This window comes from Candidatus Merdisoma sp. JLR.KK011 (genome assembly GCF_036941125.1).
Taxonomy (GTDB): Bacteria; Bacillota; Clostridia; order Lachnospirales; family Lachnospiraceae; genus Laedolimicola.
In genome coordinates this window covers 1738538-1757515 of the sequence record NZ_JAYWSZ010000003.1, presented here as the reverse complement: position 1 = coordinate 1757515, position 18978 = coordinate 1738538, and the positions used below count along the sequence as shown (strand labels likewise).

Here is an 18978-nt window from a genome sequence, read left to right as displayed (position 1 = left end):
GCTTTTTCGAATAAAAGTTTCTCTCACTACCGGTGTGTCGAAGCAGCTTTACCCTTTAGTGCTGTCGCGCAGCGATTTAGAATAGGAGGATGGTAAGTATGAATGTGAAAGAAAGATACGAGTCAGCAAAGGCAATGTATGCGAAAATCGGTGTAGACACAGATGCGGCTCTGGAGCGTCTGAAAGGGATTCCCATTTCTATGCACTGCTGGCAGGGAGATGATGTAATCGGATTTGACCATGACGGCCCTTTGACCGGGGGAATTCAGACTACAGGCAATTATCCCGGAAGAGCGAGAAACCCCGAAGAGCTGATGGCAGATATTGAGAAGGCGCTGAGCCTGATTCCCGGAAAGCATAAGGTGAACCTGCATGCATGCTATGCCATTTTTGAGGACGGCGAGCGGGCAGATCGGGATAAGATTGAGCCTAAGCATTTTGCAAAATGGGTGGAGTTCGGCAAGAAGAACGGGGTTGCCTTTGACTTCAATCCCACCTGTTTTTCTCATCCCATGGCAGAGGACAGCCTGACTCTCTCAAGTCCCAACGAGACAGTCCGCAAGTTCTGGGTGGATCACTGCATCGCATGTATTAAGATTTCCGAGTATCTGGCTGCAGAGCAGGGCTGTCCCTGCGCCATGAATATCTGGATTCCCGACGGAATGAAGGATGTTCCGGCAGACCGCCTTGGGCCCCGTGCAAGATTTAAGCAGTCCTTAGATGAGATTCTGGCCGTACCCTATGACAAGGAGAAGGTACTGGTGTGCCTGGAGTCTAAGGTGTTTGGCATCGGCATGGAGTCTTATACCGTCGGCTCCAGTGAGTTTACCATCAATTATGCCGCAAGAAACGGCATCATCAGCCTGATGGACAACGGACATTACCATCCCACCGAGGTGGTGTCCGATAAGATCTCTTCCATGCTGCTGTTCAATGACATGATTGCCCTTCACGTGACAAGAGGGGTGCGCTGGGACAGCGACCATGTGGTGCTCTTTGACGATGAGACGAGAGAGATTGCCAAAGAGATTGTCCGCAACGATGCCATTGACCGTGTTCTTCTGGCTCTGGATTACTTTGATGCAAGCATCAACCGGATTTCCGCCTGGGTAACGGGTATGCGCAATATGCAGAAAGCGCTTCTCTACGCCCTGCTTTCTCCCAATAAGAAGCTCAAAGAGCTGCAGGATGCCGGAAAGTTCACGGAGCTGATGATGCGCCAGGAGGAGATGAAAACATATCCTCTGGGAGATGTGTGGAATTATTTCTGTGAGCTCAACGGCGCTCCGGTGCAGGAGGATTGGTTTGCAGAGATTGAAAAGTACGAGGAAGAAGTGCTCTCCAAGCGAAAATAGACGGTAAAGCTGCAAAGGCGCACGAGAGGAACTTTTATGAGTGCCCTTTCGAATAAAAGTTTCTCTCATAACCGGTGTGTCGAAGCAGCTTTACCCTTTAGTGCCATCGCGCAGCGACTATAATAAATGGTAAAGCTGCAAAGGCGCACGAGAGGAACTTTTATGAGTGCCCTTTCGAATAAAAGTTTCTCTCATAACCGGTGTGTCGAAGCAGCTTTACCCTTTAGTGCCATCGCGCAGCGATTATAATAAATGGTAAAGCTGCAAAGGCGCACGAGAGGAACTTTTATGAGTGCCCTTTCGAATAAAAGTTTCTCTCATAACCGGTGTGTCGAAGCAGCTTTACCCTTTAGTGCCATCGCGCAGCGATTATAATAAATGGTAAAGCTGCAAAGGCGCACGAGAGGAACTTTTATGAGAGCTTTTTCGAATAAAAGTTTCTCTCATAACCGGTGTGTCGAAGCAGCTTTACCCTTTAGTGCCATCGCGCAGCGATTTGAAATAGGAGGAACGTATGATTGATTTAACGAAATTGGTGGAGATGTCAAACAAACACGGAAAGAATCCGGATCTGGTACTGGCCGGCGGAGGCAATACCTCTTACAAGAAGGACGGGGTTCTCTATGTAAAATGCTCCGGCACCAGTCTGGGAACCATTACAGCCGACGGCTTTGTGGCTATGGATATTGCAAAGCTTACGGCTCTTATGGAAAAAGACTATCCGGCGGAGGATGCGGCAAGAGAGGCGGCCTTTCTTACGGATGTTATGGATGCCCGGTGCGACGAAGATCTGAGCAAGCGTCCCAGTGTGGAGGCCCTCCTTCACAGCCTGTTTCCGCAGACCTATGTGCTTCACATTCATCCGGCGCTCATCAACGGCCTGACCTGTTCTAAGGGCGGGGAAGGACTTGCAAGGGAGATTTTCGGAGCGCAGATGATCTGGATTCCCATCTGCCGTCCCGGTTATACCCTTGGAAAGCTCTGCAATGAGGCTATGAAGGTTTACAAAGAAGAGCAGGGCCGGGAGGTACAGGTTGTGCTTCTGCAGAACCACGGTATCTTTATTGCGGCAGAGACTACAGAGGAGATTGACCGGATACTGGAGGATGTGATTGACAAGCTGGAGGCTTATGTGCGCACGGAAGGCAGAGAAGAGCTGACGGCAAAGCTTCACTCCATTACGGGCCGCGCGGCGGAGTTCCTGCCGATCCGTGAGGCTGTCCACTTTGTGAGCAGCAGGGAGAAGGCCCAGGCGCTTTTAAAACCCTTTACGCCGGATCACATTGTGTACTGCGGTGCGTTTCCGCTTTTTGTGGGAGAGGACGAGGATCTGGAGACGGCTCTGAATGCATTTAAGGAGAAGGAAGGCGATTATCCCAAGATTGTGCTTTTGCAGAATGTGGGAGCCTTTGCCCTCTGCCAGAGCGAGAAGGAGATCGGTAATGCCGAGCTTCTTCTGACAGACGCCATGAAGGTGGCTTATTATGCGGAGAAATTCGGGGGAATCCTGCCCATGACGGATGAGCTGACTTACTTTATCACCCACTGGGAAGCAGAGTCTTACCGGAAGAAACAAGCTTGATAATTTGATTTTGCCTGTAAAAACCAGGGATAGCTGTTTGTGCGGCAATCCCTGGTTTTTTATAGGCTTGTTTTGAATGTGAAGAACCCCATTGTATTGTTGAGATAAAACGAATATTATTAAGGTATACCCCGTCGGGAAGAGGGGACTTCGTCCCATAAGGGTATACCTTGCGGGTATCCCATTCATGCATGCCCCTCTGGGGCTGGCGGACTATGTCCGATAAGGTAAAGTAATAAAAAGGAGAGTATGCGGTATGGAAACAAGGCCTTATGTATCATGGGAATTAATGAATGATTTTATGATTGACGTTTTTGAGGCATACGGAGTACCTCGGGAGGAGGCGGCGATTTGTGCCGATGTGCTTCTGGAATCGGATCGGAGAGGGATTGAAAGCCACGGCTGCAACCGGTTCAAGCCGATTTACCTGGATCGTATTAAGAACGGCACGCTGCTTCCTGTGACGAATATCGAGATTTTAAAAGAGACGGAGACCACCTGCGTGATGGACGCTCACGACGGCATGGGAATGGTGGCCAGCTTCCGCATGATGGAAAAACTGATTGAAAAAGCAAAAAAATATGGAATGGCAGGAGGAGCAGTCTGCAATTCCACACATTATGGAATTGCCGGGTACTGGACAACCATGGCCTGCAAAGCCGGCATGATTGGAATTTCCGGAACCAATGCCCGTCCGTCCGTGGCTCCGACCTTTGGAATTGACACGATGATGGGAACCAATCCGCTGACATTTACCATGCCAACCGATGAAGATTTCCCTTTCAATTTTGACTGCGCAACTTCACCGATTCAGAACGGCAAGATTGAGTTCTATGCCCGTTCCGGCAAGGAGACGCCTGCCGGGCTGGTGGTAGACAGGGAAGGCAATGCCATGACAGACTCAGCCAATATCCTTACAGAAATGCGTGCCGGGAGAGCGGCTCTTGTACCCTTAGGAGGACTTGGGGAAGCGACTGCCGGATTTAAGGGATATGGATTTACGACGGTTGTGGAGATTCTTTCTGCAGCTTTGGCAGGGGGGCCCTTTATGCTGGATCTGAGCGGCAGGGATGCGGACGGCAATCATCAGATGTATCATCTGGGGCATTTCTTCTTTGTTATCAATCCGGAATTCTATATGGGTCTGGAAACATTTAAGAAGATTGCAGGCGGCATCTGCCGCGGACTGCGGAATTCAACGGTAGCCCCCGGAGCGGAACGAATCTATACGGCGGGAGAGAAGGAGTATCTGGCATGGCAGGAGCGGAAAGACAAAGGAGTGCCGGTGGGAGACGCCATTCAGAAGGAACTTATCTGCCTGCGGGATGAATTAAATTTAGATTATCATTTTCCTTTTGAGACGAAGGAATGATTAGCGACGTGTGAACAGCAATGGATATGATGGAAGTATAAAAAGAAAATGCGCCAGAGGTTTACTTTCATTGTTGAAAATAGTATACTGCTAATGATGGGGCTGTCTTATTTTGCAACAGCCCCTGATACATTGACAGAGAGGAGCCTGTCCATGACCTGTAAAGAAGCAGAGCAGATGGTAATGCCATACATTAACAAAGAGCTGACAGACAAGGAGTTAAGCGCCTTCCTGTCCCATATCCGCATATGCCGGGACTGTTACGAGGAACTGGAGATCTACTACACCATCTACACCGGCCTGGCCCAGTTGGAGGACGGAGGGAAGGATCAGAATATTCACAGGCTTCTGGAGGAATCCTTAAGAGTATCGGAGCTGCAGATCCGGGGCAGGAAGTTTTTTCAGGTGTACTATGTACTGTCTCAGGTACTGGCTATGGCGGCTTTGACAGCCATTATGGTAATGGAGTTTTTAAGCATTTAAGGACATATGCTCCTTCGGCCGGAAATGGTTCCGGGGCAGGGGGATTTTACGAGGATTCGGAGGAAAAATATGAGCGAAAAAATATTACTTGTTGACGGACACAGCATTATAAACAGAGCCTTTTACGGAGTGACCAATCTCACCAATTCCCAGGGGCTTCACACCAACGCTGTTTTCGGTTTCTTAAATACGCTGTTCAAGGTTTTGGAGGAGGAGAAGCCGGATTATATCACGGTAGCCTTTGATGTCAAGGCCCCCACCTTCCGCCATGAAATGTACGCAGAATACAAGGGAACAAGAAAGCCCATGCCCGAGGAGCTTCACGAGCAGGTTCCGGTATTGAAAAAGCTGCTCCATGCCATGGGAATCCTCACTATGGAAAAGGCCGGCCTGGAGGCGGATGACCTGTTGGGAACCGTGGCAAAGCGAAGTGAAAAAAGGGGGTTGGAAGTTACGGTGCTTTCCGGCGACCGGGATCTTCTGCAGCTTGCCACAGAGCACATCCGCATCCGCATGCCCAAGACCAAGGGGGGCGTGACGGAGATTGAAAACTACAATACCCAGGATGTAATCAACCGCTATCAGATTACGCCTTTACAGGTGATTGAGCTGAAGGCCCTTATGGGTGACTCCTCCGACAACATTCCCGGCGTTCCGGGCATCGGGGAAAAGACGGCTACCAGCCTTGTAGTCAAATACGGAACCATTGAGAATGCCTATGCCCATGTGGAGGAAATCACGCCGAACCGGGCAAAGGAGGCTCTGCGCAATCACTATGATATGGCCAAGCTTAGCAAAACCCTTGCCACCATCAACATTGACTGCGGCTGCGAGTACGACTGGGAAAAGGCCCGGCTGGGAAATATTTATACCCAGGAGGCCTATGAGATACTAAAGGAGCTGGAATTTAAAAATATGCTGTCCCGGTTTTCGGTGGAAGCCCCGGCCAATGAAGCCATTGAAAAGAGCTTTTTGACGGTGTCGGACCTGGGCGGGGCGGAGAATATTTTTGAAAAAGCAGGGAAGAGGGAGCGCCTGGCTTTTGAACTGATTCGGGAAAATGGGGCAGTACTGGCTCTTTCTCTGGCCTTATCAGGGGAAGAGGTATACATTTTCCCGGTACAGGGCTTTCTTACGGAAGGGTGGCTTACCGAGCGGCTGTCCCGTACCCTTACCGGAGTGAAGGAGATTGTATGCTTAGGGCTTAAGGAGCAGCTCGGATTTTTAGAGGTAAAGGAGCCAAAAGCCTTCCGGGATGTGGAGATTGGGGCATACTTACTGAATCCCTTGAAGGACAGCTATTCCGGTGAGGAGCTTGCAGGAGAGTACTTAAGCCTGTCCGTGCCTTCCAGGGCAGAGCTTTTCGGAAAGCAGCCCTTGAATGGGATTCTTGAGGAAAAGCCGGAGGAATTCTGCATCTATGCAGGCTATCTAAGCTATGTGCTCTATGAGGTGTTTCCCTTGGTGGAGAAGCGCCTTCAGGACGAGGGCATGGAGGCTCTTTACCATGATATGGAGATGCCTCTGGTATTTACCCTCCATTCCATGGAGCAGGCAGGCATACAGGTGGAGGCAGAGGAGCTTAAAAGCTATGGCGATGCTCTGGCTGTGCGGATAGGGGAATTGGAAAAGGAGATTTACGTGGAGGCTGGGGAGGAATTCAATATCAATTCTCCCAAGCAGCTGGGTGTTATTTTATTTGATAAAATGGGGATGAAGGGCGGAAAAAAGACGAAGACCGGCTATTCTACCTCGGCGGAGGTGCTGGAAAAGCTGGCCCCCGATCACCCTATTGTCTCGCACATTCTGGAATACCGGCAGCTTACAAAGCTGAAATCAACTTATGCGGATGGCCTGGCAGGGTATATTGGGGCGGACAGACGGATTCATACCACCTTTCAGCAGACGATTACGGCTACGGGACGCTTAAGCAGCGTGGAGCCCAATCTGCAGAATATTCCCATCCGTATGGAGCTTGGAAGGCTTATCCGCAAGGTTTTCGTCCCGGCGGAAGGCTATACCCTTCTGGATGCAGACTACTCCCAGATTGAGCTTCGGGTACTGGCTCATATGTCCGGGGACGAGAACCTTATCCAGGCTTACCGGGAGGCTCAGGATATTCACCGGCTCACGGCTTCCCAGGTGTTCCATATTCCCTTTGATCAGGTAACGGATCTTCAGCGGCGCAATGCTAAGGCGGTGAACTTTGGGATTGTGTACGGCATCAGTTCCTTTGGGCTGTCTCAGGATTTGAGCATTACCCGGAAAGAAGCCCAGGAATATATTGAGAAATATTTTGAGACATATCCCAGAATCAAGGAATTTCTGGACGGCTGTGTAAAGGAGGCCAGGGAAAAAGGATATGTGACGACGATGTTCGGCAGGCGGCGGCAGGTGCCGGAGCTGAAATCCTCCAACTTTATGCAGCGGTCCTTTGGGGAGCGTGTCGCCATGAACGCGCCGATTCAGGGAACAGCGGCTGATATTATTAAGCTTGCCATGATACGGGTGGATCGGCGGCTTAGAGAGGAAGGGCTGCGCTCAAGGCTGCTGCTCCAGGTTCACGACGAACTCCTGGTGGAGGCACATTGTGAGGAAACGGAAAAGGTGAAGGAGATTCTCTCTGAAGAAATGCACGGCGCAGCTAAGCTTTCGGTGCCTTTGGAGATTGATATGAAGCAGGGAAAGAATTGGTACGAGGCCCATTAACGGCAATGCCGGGAAAGGATGGAATCCGGCTTTGGGAAGCAGAGGAATTTAAAAGGGATGAGGGTTATTGGAATTACAGGAGGCGTAGGGGCCGGGAAAAGTGAGATTCTGGCCTTTCTGGAAAAGGATTGCAAAGCCAGAGTGTTCCAGGCGGACGCAGCCGGGCATCGGGTGATGGAGCCGGGGACGGATGCCTTTGAACAGATTGCAGCCTTGTTTGGCAGCGAAATTCTGGGACAGGAGGGAAGGATTGACCGCAGGGCCCTGGGAGCGGTGGTATTTTCTGATGAGGAAAAGCGGAAAGCCCTGAATCAGATCATCCATCCTGCGGTAAAGGCTATGGCTTTGGAAGAAATTGCCCGGGCGGGGGAAGAAGGAGGCTGTGAGCTTTTCGTGATTGAGGCGGCTCTGCTGATAGAGGATCATTATGAGGAAATTTGTGACGAGCTGTGGTATATTTATGCGGAACCCCAGGTGCGCAGAGAACGCTTAAGGGCATCCCGGGGGTATTCGGATGAGAAGATTTCGGCTGTATTTGCCAGCCAGCTTTCGGATGAGGAATTCCGGAAGCACTGCCAGGCGGTGATTGACAACAGCGGTTGTATAGAGGAGGCTTATAAAGAGATACAGGGGCTGCTCACTTCGTGACCGGTAACCTGCCGGGAGTTCTGCTGTTTGGTTTTGCCGGGGCAGATTGACAAAGCGCTTGAAATAGCGTATCTTTTAGAAGAAGCTGACAGTCTGCCAGGCGCCGGCAGAAAGGAGCCGGGGACTGCGTGTCTAGATTAGGAGAACGAAAGATATGAGAATGTGCAGTATCGCCAGCGGAAGCAGCGGCAACTGTATTTACATTGGTTCCGGGAGCAGTCATATCCTGATTGATGCAGGAATCAGTGGGAAACGAGTGGAAGCAGGCCTTAAGGATCTGGATCTGAAAGGAACGGATGTGAATGGAATTCTCATCACCCATGAGCATTCGGATCATATCCGGGGACTTGGCGTGCTGGCCCGGAAATATGAGATTCCCATTTATGCCACGCCGGGGACGGCGGCGGCTATCCGTGGGATGGACGGTCTTGGAAAGATAGAGGAAGGGCTGTTTGTGGAGATTGGGGCGGATGCGTCCTTTTTCATTGGGGATTTGAAGATTTCTCCTTTTCGGATTTCCCACGATGCGGCGGAGCCGGTGGCTTACCGGGCAGCCTGCGGGGGGCGTTCGGCTGCAGTGGCTACGGACTTAGGCGTTTATACAGATTATACGGTGGACAATCTGAAGGATCTTGATGTATTATTGTTAGAAGCGAACCACGATATACATATGCTTGAGGTGGGGGGCTATCCCTATTATCTGAAACGGCGGATTGCCGGGGAACGGGGGCATCTGTCCAACGAGTCTGCAGGAAAGCTTCTCTGCCGGGTGCTCCATGACAATCTCAAGGCCGTGTTTCTGGGGCATCTGAGCAAGGAGAACAATTATGCCGAACTGGCCCGGGAGACGGTAAGGCTGGAGATTCAGCTTGGGGATACGCCTTACCAGCCAGAGGATTTCCCTATCAGCGTTGCCAGCCGGGATGAGATATCGCCTTGTGTTGAGATATAAGCGGGATATTACGGAACTGGAATAGGAGGAACACTATGAAAAGAACGATTATTACGGTAGTAGGAAAGGATACGGTAGGCATTATTGCAAAGGTATGCACTTATCTGGCACAGAACGGAGTAAACATTCTGGACATTTCCCAGACCATTGTACAGGGCTTTTTCAATATGATGATGGTAGTGGACACAGGAAAGGTAAAGTCCTTTGAAAGCCTTTCTTCGGAGCTGGAGCAGATCGGAGAGGAGATTGGCGTTGTAATCAAATGCCAGCAGGAAGAAATTTTTAACCAGATGCACCGGATCTAAAGAACCTAGGGGGAAATGTATTTATGATTAATTTATATGAAGTAAGAGAAACCAACCAGATGATCGAGCAGGACAACCTGGACGTGCGCACCATTACCCTGGGAATCAGTCTTTTGGACTGCATCGACTCCGATTTGGATAGGCTGAGCCAGAAGATTTACGACAAAATTACGACTGTGGCAAAGGATCTGGCGGCCACGGGAAAGGCCATTGAGCGCGATTTTGGAATTCCCATTGTAAATAAGCGGATTTCCGTAACGCCCATGGCTTTGATTGGGGAAGCGGCCTGCCGTTCGCCGAAGGATTATGTAACCCTTGCCGAGACCCTTGACCGGGCGGCAAAGCAGGTGGGCGTAAACTTTATCGGGGGCTTTTCCGCCCTGGTATCCAAGGGTATGACAAAAGGGGAGGAATATTTAATCCGTTCCATTCCGGAAGCCCTTGCCAAAACAGACAGGGTATGCAGCTCTGTCAACGTAGGCTCGACCAAGTGCGGAATCAATATGGACGCCGTGCGTCTGATGGGTGAAATGATTTTAAAGACGGCGGAGTATACAAAGGAGCGTGATTCCCTGGGCTGTGCCAAGCTGGTGGTATTCTGCAACGCGCCGGATGACAATCCTTTTATGGCAGGAGCCTTTCATGGAGTGACAGAGGCGGATGCCATTATCAATGTGGGGGTCAGCGGCCCCGGTGTTGTGAAGCACGCACTTAAAAAGGTCCGGGGGGAGAGCTTTGAGGTTCTCTGCGAGACGATTAAAAAGACGGCCTTTAAGGTGACGAGGGTGGGCCAGCTTGTGGCACAGGAAGCCTCTAAAAGGCTTGGAGTTCCTTTTGGAATCCTGGATCTTTCTTTGGCTCCCACTCCGGCCATCGGAGACAGCGTAGCGGAGATTCTGGAGGAAATCGGCCTGGAGCGCTGCGGCGCGCCCGGAACGACGGCGGCCTTGGCCCTTCTCAATGACCAGGTGAAAAAGGGCGGCGTGATGGCTTCCTCCTATGTAGGCGGCTTAAGCGGAGCTTTTATACCGGTCAGCGAGGATCAGGGAATGATTGACGCGGTACAGGCCGGGGCGCTGACCATAGAGAAACTGGAGGCTATGACGTGTGTCTGCTCGGTAGGCCTGGATATGATTGCGATTCCTGGGGATACGAAGGCAGCGACCATTTCCGGCATCATTGCAGATGAGATGGCTATCGGCATGGTGAATCAGAAAACTACGGCAGTACGCCTGATTCCGGTGATTGGCAAGGATGTGGGAGAGATGGTAGAATTCGGCGGTCTTCTGGGGTATGCGCCTATTATGCCGGTGAACCGCTTCTCCTGCGACGCTTTTGTGGGGCGTACCGGGAGAATTCCGGCTCCTATCCATTCCTTTAAGAATTAGACAGGAGCTGCAGGGAGGGACAGCTATGAGGACTTATTCGCATTTGGTGTTTGATATTGACGGCACACTGATTGATACGGTGAAGATCCATATGATTTCCTTGGAGAGGGTTCTGAGGGAATACTGGGGAGAGGATGCAAAACTTCCGGATCTTAGATTTTCCTTTGGCATCCCAGGGGGAGCAGCGATGGAGGCTTTGAAGCTTCCGGATCCGGCAGAAGCTCATAAAAGATGGGAAAAAGAATACTTATCCTGTGCAAAGGAATCCCCGGGACAGCTGTTTCCGGGGATGGAAGAGACACTGGAGAAGCTGAGCGGAAGAGAGGTTCATCTGGGACTTATCACCTCCAAAACACGCTCTGAGTATGAGGCGGACTTCCGTGACCGGGAGCTTGGGGGGTATTTTGACTGTGTTGTGACATCCAGTGATACGAGGAAAGGCAAGCCTTTTCCTGATCCCATGCTGGAATATCTGAAACGGACGGGAGCAGAGCCCGGAGAGGTTCTTTATCTGGGAGACAGTGTCCACGACATGGCCTGCGCCCGGGATGCCGGGGTGGATCACGGGCTGGTTCTCTGGGGCAGCCTGATGCCGGATGGGATTGAGGCTACTTACCGGCTGGAGAAGCCGGAAGAGATTCTGGGCTTTGTGAAAGGGACGGATGTCTGACTCAAGGCAGTATGACGGGTGTCCGGGTGTATTCGTGGATAAAGTCTGCGCCATACCGGCACAGGCTCTCGGATTCGCAGATATGGGCTGCGAGGACGTCTTTTTCAAAAAGTGCATATTGAACTGGTGTGAGAATTGTCTGGGCGTCTGCCGCTTTTACAAGAAGCGGCGAGGCGCCTTTTTCCTTGACGGCGGCTAAAAGGGGGGCGGCGCTTTTTCGAAAGCCCAGGGGTTTTAGGTAGACGGGCCAGCCCTCTGCTTTTAAGGCGTCCAGCTCTGCCTGGCGAAGATCGAACAGGATATGGCAGAGGGCACGGGTGATGCGGCTGTGGGTCAGATCCTTTGTTTTTAAGAGATCGGCAAAGGCAGTGCAGCAGGTAAAGCGGAATCGGTTGTTTTCTATACGCGCAGCCAGTTCCGGGGAGATGTCCTGGAAGGAGGAGAGCTCCTGCCGGGAGAGGGTGAGGAGGCGGTAGAAGAGGAGGGAGGAAAAATCGTCTATGGTGAGGGGAGGGCAGACCTTGAAAGCCTCTTTTAGAAGCCGGAAGGAGGCTTTGGGAAGCTGGGCCTCTACGGACGCAGACAGGCCCTCCCTTTGAATGGCTTTCCGGATAGCCGAGGCGGAGGCGAATTCGCTGTCCATGGCGGTGTCGTGGTAGCCTGCAGAGACGCGGCGCAGGGTTATGGGGCGGATGCTGCTGCGGCGGCTTAGGAGGGCGCGGCAGTATTCGATTCCCAGTATGTTGTTGGGATGCTCAAGAAGCTCGGACTCCTGTCGGCAGTCGGCATCGTCCCGGGAGCAGACGCAGACGTGCTCGGTGTAATGGAGATATTCTTCGGCGGCTCTGCTTCTGGAGGCCGGGAATGAGAATCCCTGTTTCAGATAGTATTTTAGAAGGCTTTTGTAGTCCTCTGGCTCTTCTTCGAAAAGACGGGCGTAGGAGGAAAGGGCGTTCACATCTCCGCATTCGCTGCCAAAGCACAAGGCGTCGATGATGCCCAGCTCTTCCAAAAGGGATACGGCGCCTTGGGCAAAAGCCTCGGCGCTTCCGGCGGCGTAGGGGATAGGGAGCTCCAAGACGAGATCGGCTCCGTTTTCCAGGGCCATTTTGGCCCGAGTGTATTTGTCGGTTAAGGCTGGGAGGCCTCTCTGGGTAAAGGGGCCGCTCATAGCAACGACTGCGTAGTCCGCGGCGGCGAGGGATTTTGCTTTTTGGAGATGGAAGGCGTGGCCTTTGTGGAAGGGGTTGTATTCGGCTATGATTCCTACGGTTTTCATGGGGGCTCCTTTCTGCTTGGCGCCTTAGGGTGATATGGGGTTATTTTAGCATGGGAGGACGGGGGAGTAAAGGGGGCGGACGGGGATGCGGCAAAATAAGACAGCCTCCCTTTCCATATCCTGTGTTCGGACGGTTGGCGTACACGCTGTCTGCTCTTGGCGGACTAACGTTTGGGCTTGGGTGGCAGGCTTCGCCTGTTGGAGGTCTTGTATGTTAGTCCGCCAATATCAGACAGCGTGTGCGCCAACAGCCGGACACTGGATATTGGAAAGGGAGGCTGTCTTATTTTGCCGCATCCCCTGGAAATGGGGGAGGTTTTTGGGGATATTTTGCAATGTGCACAAAAAAGAAGGGGAAATTGGGAAATATGTGTATGGGGTTTTGTATTGTAAGATTGGGTGCAAAATGTTATGATGTACGCGGTAACGGAACGAATGGAAAAGGAGTTGGCGGATATATGATGAAGAAAGTGTTGGCGGTTTTGCTTGTGTTGTGTATGACGGCTGGTCTTGCTTCCTGTAAGGGAGGAAAGGAGGAAGAGCCGGGTTTGGCGGAAACGGAGGAGGGGCAGGAGGAAGCGGCGCCTCTTGGCAATCAGATTTATGTGATGACGGCGGCTCCGGACCACGGATGGACGGGTCAGGGGGCGGCTTATGCGGCAGCTTTTGTGGATGAGATTAATATGGGCATTCATGGGGATTATGCGGCTACTCATTATATTGCGGATAATGGGGAGACACAGAATGAGCAGGTGCAGGAGATTCTGGCCAATCAGGATGCGGCGGGAGTGATGTTCTGGGGCTGTGACGAGGCGGCCGGGGAGGGGCAGCAGGCTTTGACGGATGCGGGAATTCCTTGGATTTCTTATGACAGAATTATTGAGAGTACCATGAATGGCGCTGTTCTGAATTATTCCGGTGATAACTGGCAGTCGGGAGTTGCCGTTGCCTATTATTTGATTACCAATGGAATGACGCCGGACAGTACGCTGGTTCAGTTTTCCGGTGATGCTTCTACGGTGTCGGAGCGGAGGCTTGAGGGCTTTCAAAGGTTCCTAATGGGACAGGAGGATTATTACGATGCGGAAGGTGACCGGATCTATACCATGGAGGAGGTAAACCAAGGGAAGATCTGGACCCAGGAAGAGGTGGACAGGCTGTGCACGGAGAATTATTTTGAATATAATTGTGAGTGGTCCAATGAGAAGGCGAAGGAATACATTGGGAGCAATCTGCCTTCCTGGATTGAGGCGGCCAAGTCTACGGCTCATACGATGTTTATATTTTCCATGGATGATGAGATGTCTATGGCTTTTCTGGAGGTTCTGAGCGGGGACACCTTTGATGAGAGTGTGAAAGGGGATCTGGAGGCTCTGACGGTTTATATGTCTGCGGTGGGCGGTATGGAGGAGATGTATGCGGTTCTCCGAGGAGATAACCAGGAGCTTTGTGCTGCGGCGGATACTTATTTTGATGGCCTGATGTCGGTGTATTACAATCCTGTTATGACGCAGACGGCGATTCGGAAGCTGCTCGATTACCTGGATGGAACCTGGGATTATGTTCTGGGGGCGGAAGATTATGAGCCGGTATTTATTGTGGATTCGGAAAATGTGAAGGAGTATGAGGGATTTATCGGCAGGTAGGCTTAAGAGCAGGCTTTGCTGCGGCCAGTTTTTGAATATTTTTGAAAAATAGTACTTGACAAACCCTCCTGTGGTAGTTAAGATATTTTTAGAGTGTTACTGGTAATGCAGGCATGACTGGAAGAATGTACATAGTACATCTTTGAAGTCATGCCTTTTTGTTTTGCAGAACAGGAAGGATGCAAAGCAGAGGACGAAAGAAAAACGAAGGGGAGGGGACAGCCGTGAAGCTGATTAAGGCACTGAACAACAATGTGGCGCTGGTGCGGGACAGGAAAGGACAGGAGGCGGTTGTCATGGGCAGGGGGGTGGCCTTCGGGTGTAAGCCCGGAGATCCCGTTCGGGAAGCTCTCGTTGAAAAGCATTTTGTACTGAACGGAGACAACGGTAAAAAAGATTTTGACAGTCTCTTAAAGCGCATCACTGTGGATGATATCGAACTGGCCAGCGGTATTGTCCGGGAGGGCGAGGAGCAGCTTGGCTACCGCTGCAACGACAGTATTTTGCTGACATTATCAGATCACCTGGGAATGCTGCTGGAACGCATGAAGGAGGGCATCCATTTCGGGACGCCTCTGGAATGGGATATTAAGCTGATTTATCCAAAGGAATATGAGTTTGCAAGGAAGGTCGTAGCAGATTTGAGCAAAAAGACAGGCTATGAGATTCCGGAGCAGGAGGCGGCTTTTATCGTTCTGCATTTTATCAATGCCAATTCCAGCGGAAGCGGCATGGAAGAGACCATGATGTATACGAAGATTATCCAGAATATTCTGAATATCAGTAAGCTGCATTATGGACGGGAATTTCAGGAGGACAATTTTGATGTGAGCCGGTTTGTGACCCATGTGCGTTATTTTGTGAAACGGCAGATGAGTGGGGAGCGGCTGGAAATTGACGAGTCTATTGCGGCTGTCATTGCGCAGAAGTGTCCTGAGGATTACAAATGTGCCAGAAAGATTTCCCGGTTTCTTCACCAAACCTATGGATGGGAGGTCAGCGAGGGCGAGGAGCTTTATCTGACACTTCATCTGAATCGAATGAATAATTAAAGGAGAGTGCGCTATGAAATACACTGAGGAAGCAAAACAGATTGTAGCCCTGGTGGGCGGAGAAAAAAATATCAACAGTCTGGTGCACTGCGCCACAAGACTGCGTTTTGAATTGAAGGATGAGGGGAAAGCGGATAAAGAGGCTTTAAATAAGCTTTCCTACGTGCTGCAGGTGGTGATAAGCGGCGGACAGTATCAGGTTGTGATTGGGCCGGCAGTCCATGACTATTACGAAGCCATCCTGTCCATTGCCAGGATTGGAGGAGGAAGCGGCAGCTCCAAAAAGGAAGAAGGCAAAAATCAGAGCCTGATGAGCCGTGCCATGAAGGTAATTTCCGGTGCATTTTCTCCATTGATTCCGGCGCTGGCAGGTGCAGGTATGGTGAAGGCGCTGCTGACGCTTTTTACAGAGTTTGGAATTATGGGATATGAGGATCCGACCTATCTGATTCTGTCAGCGGCTGGCAACGCAGTGTTCTATTTCCTGCCTGTGTTCCTTGGAATTACCCTGTCTAAGCAGTTTGGGGCCAATCCTTATGTGGGAGGCACCATTGGAGCGGCCCTGCTTGAGCCGAACTTTACGGGACTTTTGAGTGCCGAGGGCGTGAATTTCCTTGGGATTCCGGTAACGCCTATTGATTATGCGGCAACGATTTTCCCGATTTTTATTGCAGTGATTATTTACAGTCTTTTGGAGAAAGGCCTTAAGAAGATTATCAAACAGGAACTGCAGCTCTTTCTGGTTCCCATGCTGTCTGTAATGATCATGGTGCCCTTTACGGTGATTCTTTTCGGACCCTTTGGAACAACTGTGGGCAACGGGGTTTCGGATGTCGTGGTGGCGTTGTTTAACTTTAACAGTCTGATTGCAGGACTTATTCTGGGCGCTGCATATCCCTTCCTTACGATGCTGGGACTGCACTGGGGATTTACGCCGGTAACCCTTCAGAACCTGGAGATGTTTGGAGGCGATGTCCTTGAGGGCGCGGCTGTCTGTGCGGTTTTTGCGCAGATTGGCATTGCCGTCGGCGTTTATCTGAAGGGAAAGAAGCATTCGAAGATCCGCGGGATTGCGGGCCCCACAATTATCACCGGCATCTGTGCAGGTGTGACGGAACCGATTCTCTATGGTATTGTGATGAATTATAAGCGGCTGATGGCTGTAGTTGCCATTGCCGGAGGCGTGGGCGGAGCGATCAACGGAGCTTTCCATGTGACCTGTGACGCTTATGTGTTCCACAATATTTTTGCCCTTGCCATGCGGACCTACTCGCCTTTTGCAGGATATCTCATCGGAATTACGGCAGCCCTGGCGGTTGGACTTCTGCTTACGTATTTCTGGGGAATTACAGAGGATGATAAGGAGGCCTTTGAGCCGGAGCAGCATGGGGATGAGAAGAATCCGGAGCTGTCCGCCGCCCTTGAGATTGCCGGGACAGACAGTGAAGAGGCGGCAGGAGAAGAGAGTCTTGAGGTTTGTTCTCCTCTGTCAGGCGAGGTTGTGGAGCTGAAGGATGTTCCGGATGAGGTGTTTGCAAGCGGCGTGGCCGGACAGGGGGTAGCGGTGAAGCCTTCGGCTGGCGAGGTGAAGGCTCCCTGCAACGGAGTGATTTCCGTGCTGTTTCCCTCAAAGCATGCCATTGGGATTGCGGCGGAGGACGGTACGGAGCGCCTGATTCATATTGGGCTTAATACGGTGATGCTGGACGGACAGGGCTTTGAGACTCTGGTGGAACAGGGGGATAAGGTGAAGAAAGGACAGCCTCTCCTTAAATTTGATATGGATTTTATTGAAAAGCAGGGATATTCTCTGATTTCACCAGTGCTTGTGACGAATGCGGATGATTATAAGGAGATATGCGTCCTGGGGAAAAAGCAGGTTGAGACAGGCGAAGCGATTTACCAGGTGATTAAGTAAAAGAGTATTGGTAAAAAGGAAGCTGCCAAGAATGAAACGGAAAAGGAGATTGCCATGAAAGAGAATTTTCTTTGGGGCGGCGCTGTGGCTGCCCACCAGGTAGAGGGAGCCTGCCAGGCCGGCGGTAAGGGTTTAAGCATTGCAGATGTAATGACGGCCGGGAGCAGGACGAAGGCGAGAGAGATTACGGACGGCATTGTGGAGGGAAAGTATTATCCCAACCATGAGGGAATTCGGTTTTATGATTTTTATAAGGAGGATATCGCCTTATTTGCGGAAATGGGATTTAAGTGCTTTAGGACTAGTATTGCCTGGAGCCGGATCTTTCCCAACGGGGATGAGGAGACGCCCAATGAGGAAGGCCTGCGGTTTTATGATGCATTGTTTGATGAGCTTCTTTCTCATGGGATGGAGCCGGTGGTGACTTTGTCTCATTTTGAGATGCCTTTTGGCCTGGTGAAGAAGTATAGGGGATGGCGGAGCCGGGAAATGATTGGTTTTTTTGTACGGTTTGCAGAGACGGTTATGGAGCGGTACCGGGATAAGGTGAAATATTGGATGACCTTTAACGAGATCAATAACCAGATGATTCTTTCCAATGGAATTTATGCTTTTACAAATTCCGGCATTTTGTTTGAGGAGGGGGAGGATCGTCTTAAGACGGTTTACCAGGCGGCCCACTATGAGTTTGTGGCCAGCGCTATGACGGTGAAGCTGGGGCATGAGATAAATCCGGAGTTTAAGATTGGCTGTATGGCTGCGGCTACGCCTGTTTATCCCAGGACATGTAATCCGGATGATGTGCTGCTGGCTATGGAGGAGGATCGGAAGAATCTTTTCTTTACAGATGTTCATGCCAGAGGCCGTTATCCTTCCTATGTGAAAATGGATTGGGAACGGAGGGGTTACGTCTTTGATATAACGCCGGAGGATTTGGCGGCTATGGAGCAGGGATGTGTGGATTTTATTGGGTTTAGCTATTATCTCAGCAGTGTGATGAGTGCAGATCCTAAAGTGGAAAAGCTGGGGGATGATCTGGCCGCAAGTCTGGATGCGGTGGAGAATCCGTATCTTGAGATGACGCCCTGGGGATGGACGATTGATCCGAAGGGGCTTCGTTATGTGCTGAATCAGTATTATGACAGGTATCAGCTTCCGCTGTTTGTTGTGGAAAATGGTTTTGGGTATGAGGATCGGCTTGAGGATGGGCAGATTCACGATGGGAACCGGATTGAGTATCTGGGGAATCATATTCGCCAGATGGTGATGGCTGTAGATGAGGATGGTGTGGATCTTTTGGGATACACGGTCTGGGGATGTATTGATCCGGTTTCCTTTGGTACGGGGGAGATGCGGAAGCGGTATGGGTTTATTTATGTGGATAAGGATGATGAGGGGAATGGGTCTTATAGGAGGATTCGGAAGGATAGTTTTTATTGGTATCGGGATGTGATTGCCAGGAATGGGGTTGATGTTTAGCATCGGGTTTTTGGATGAGAATAGGTGAGGGACGGACGCAGTCCGCCAGCCCTGAAAGGGCATGAATTACGGTGTTATACTTTAACATAGTCCAGCTAAGAAATGTCAAGTGTTTTTGAAAAATAAATTTTGCTGGACAG

The 18978-nt window shown here is 50.9% G+C and carries 15 protein-coding genes; 14 read left to right on the top strand and 1 reads right to left on the bottom strand.

Features of this window, described 5'->3' with window-relative positions:
- The first annotated feature begins 98 nt into the window (after positions 1–98).
- The 10 genes from VV089_RS09545 (at position 99) to VV089_RS09500 (ending at position 11464) form a co-directional block, all read left to right on the top strand.
- Positions 99–1355: an L-rhamnose isomerase gene (locus VV089_RS09545; protein ID WP_172543168.1), complete on the top strand. Its 1257-nt coding sequence runs from the start codon at positions 99–101 to the stop codon at positions 1353–1355.
- A 514-nt stretch (positions 1356–1869) separates the two neighbouring features.
- Positions 1870–2937, top strand: coding sequence for a class II aldolase/adducin family protein (locus VV089_RS09540; RefSeq protein ID WP_334335717.1), 1068 nt, complete (start codon positions 1870–1872; stop codon positions 2935–2937).
- Between the two features lie 256 nt (positions 2938–3193).
- Complete coding sequence (locus tag VV089_RS09535; RefSeq protein WP_334335716.1) at positions 3194–4309, top strand: Ldh family oxidoreductase; 1116 nt, start codon at positions 3194–3196, stop codon at positions 4307–4309.
- Positions 4310–4462: 153 nt separating this feature from the next.
- Positions 4463–4792, top strand: coding sequence for an anti-sigma factor family protein (locus VV089_RS09530; RefSeq protein WP_172540626.1), 330 nt, complete (start codon positions 4463–4465; stop codon positions 4790–4792).
- Between the two features lie 69 nt (positions 4793–4861).
- Positions 4862–7501 carry a DNA polymerase I gene (gene polA / locus VV089_RS09525; protein ID WP_334335715.1) on the top strand — a complete coding sequence of 880 codons (2640 nt, stop codon included), beginning with the start codon at positions 4862–4864 and terminating at the stop codon, positions 7499–7501.
- 57 nt (positions 7502–7558) lie between these two features.
- Positions 7559–8149, top strand: a complete 591-nt coding sequence (gene coaE / locus VV089_RS09520) for a dephospho-CoA kinase (RefSeq protein ID WP_334335714.1) — start codon at positions 7559–7561, stop codon at positions 8147–8149.
- Positions 8150–8303: 154 nt separating this feature from the next.
- The gene (locus VV089_RS09515) at positions 8304–9101 is read left to right on the top strand and encodes an MBL fold metallo-hydrolase (protein WP_334335713.1); all 798 of its coding nucleotides are present in this window, start codon (positions 8304–8306) and stop codon (positions 9099–9101) included.
- Between the two features lie 35 nt (positions 9102–9136).
- Positions 9137–9406, top strand: coding sequence for an ACT domain-containing protein (locus VV089_RS09510; RefSeq protein ID WP_172540631.1), 270 nt, complete (start codon positions 9137–9139; stop codon positions 9404–9406).
- Between the two features lie 23 nt (positions 9407–9429).
- Positions 9430–10794, top strand: a complete 1365-nt coding sequence (locus tag VV089_RS09505) for a PFL family protein (RefSeq protein WP_334335712.1) — start codon at positions 9430–9432, stop codon at positions 10792–10794.
- A gap of 25 nt (positions 10795–10819) precedes the next feature.
- Positions 10820–11464, top strand: coding sequence for an HAD family hydrolase (locus VV089_RS09500; protein ID WP_334335711.1), 645 nt, complete (start codon positions 10820–10822; stop codon positions 11462–11464).
- A 1-nt stretch (position 11465) separates the two neighbouring features.
- On the opposite strand, the gene VV089_RS09495 is transcribed toward VV089_RS09500, so the two are convergent.
- Positions 11466–12743 carry a tRNA(Met) cytidine acetate ligase gene (locus VV089_RS09495; protein WP_334335710.1) on the bottom strand — a complete coding sequence of 426 codons (1278 nt, stop codon included), beginning with the start codon at positions 12741–12743 and terminating at the stop codon, positions 11466–11468.
- A 458-nt stretch (positions 12744–13201) separates the two neighbouring features.
- Between VV089_RS09495 and VV089_RS09490 the strand changes: the two genes are divergently transcribed.
- The 4 genes from VV089_RS09490 to VV089_RS09475 all read left to right on the top strand — a co-directional run bounded on the left by VV089_RS09490 (position 13202) and on the right by VV089_RS09475 (position 18838).
- Complete coding sequence (locus tag VV089_RS09490; protein ID WP_334335709.1) at positions 13202–14389, top strand: hypothetical protein; 1188 nt, start codon at positions 13202–13204, stop codon at positions 14387–14389.
- Positions 14390–14613: 224 nt separating this feature from the next.
- Positions 14614–15441 carry a PRD domain-containing protein gene (locus VV089_RS09485; RefSeq protein ID WP_334335708.1) on the top strand — a complete coding sequence of 276 codons (828 nt, stop codon included), beginning with the start codon at positions 14614–14616 and terminating at the stop codon, positions 15439–15441.
- 13 nt (positions 15442–15454) lie between these two features.
- Entirely contained in the window at positions 15455–17359 is a 1905-nt protein-coding gene (locus tag VV089_RS09480; RefSeq protein ID WP_334335707.1) for a beta-glucoside-specific PTS transporter subunit IIABC, read from the top strand.
- 48 nt (positions 17360–17407) lie between these two features.
- Positions 17408–18838, top strand: coding sequence for a 6-phospho-beta-glucosidase (locus VV089_RS09475; RefSeq protein WP_334336235.1), 1431 nt, complete (start codon positions 17408–17410; stop codon positions 18836–18838).
- Positions 18839–18978: the final 140 nt, after the last annotated feature.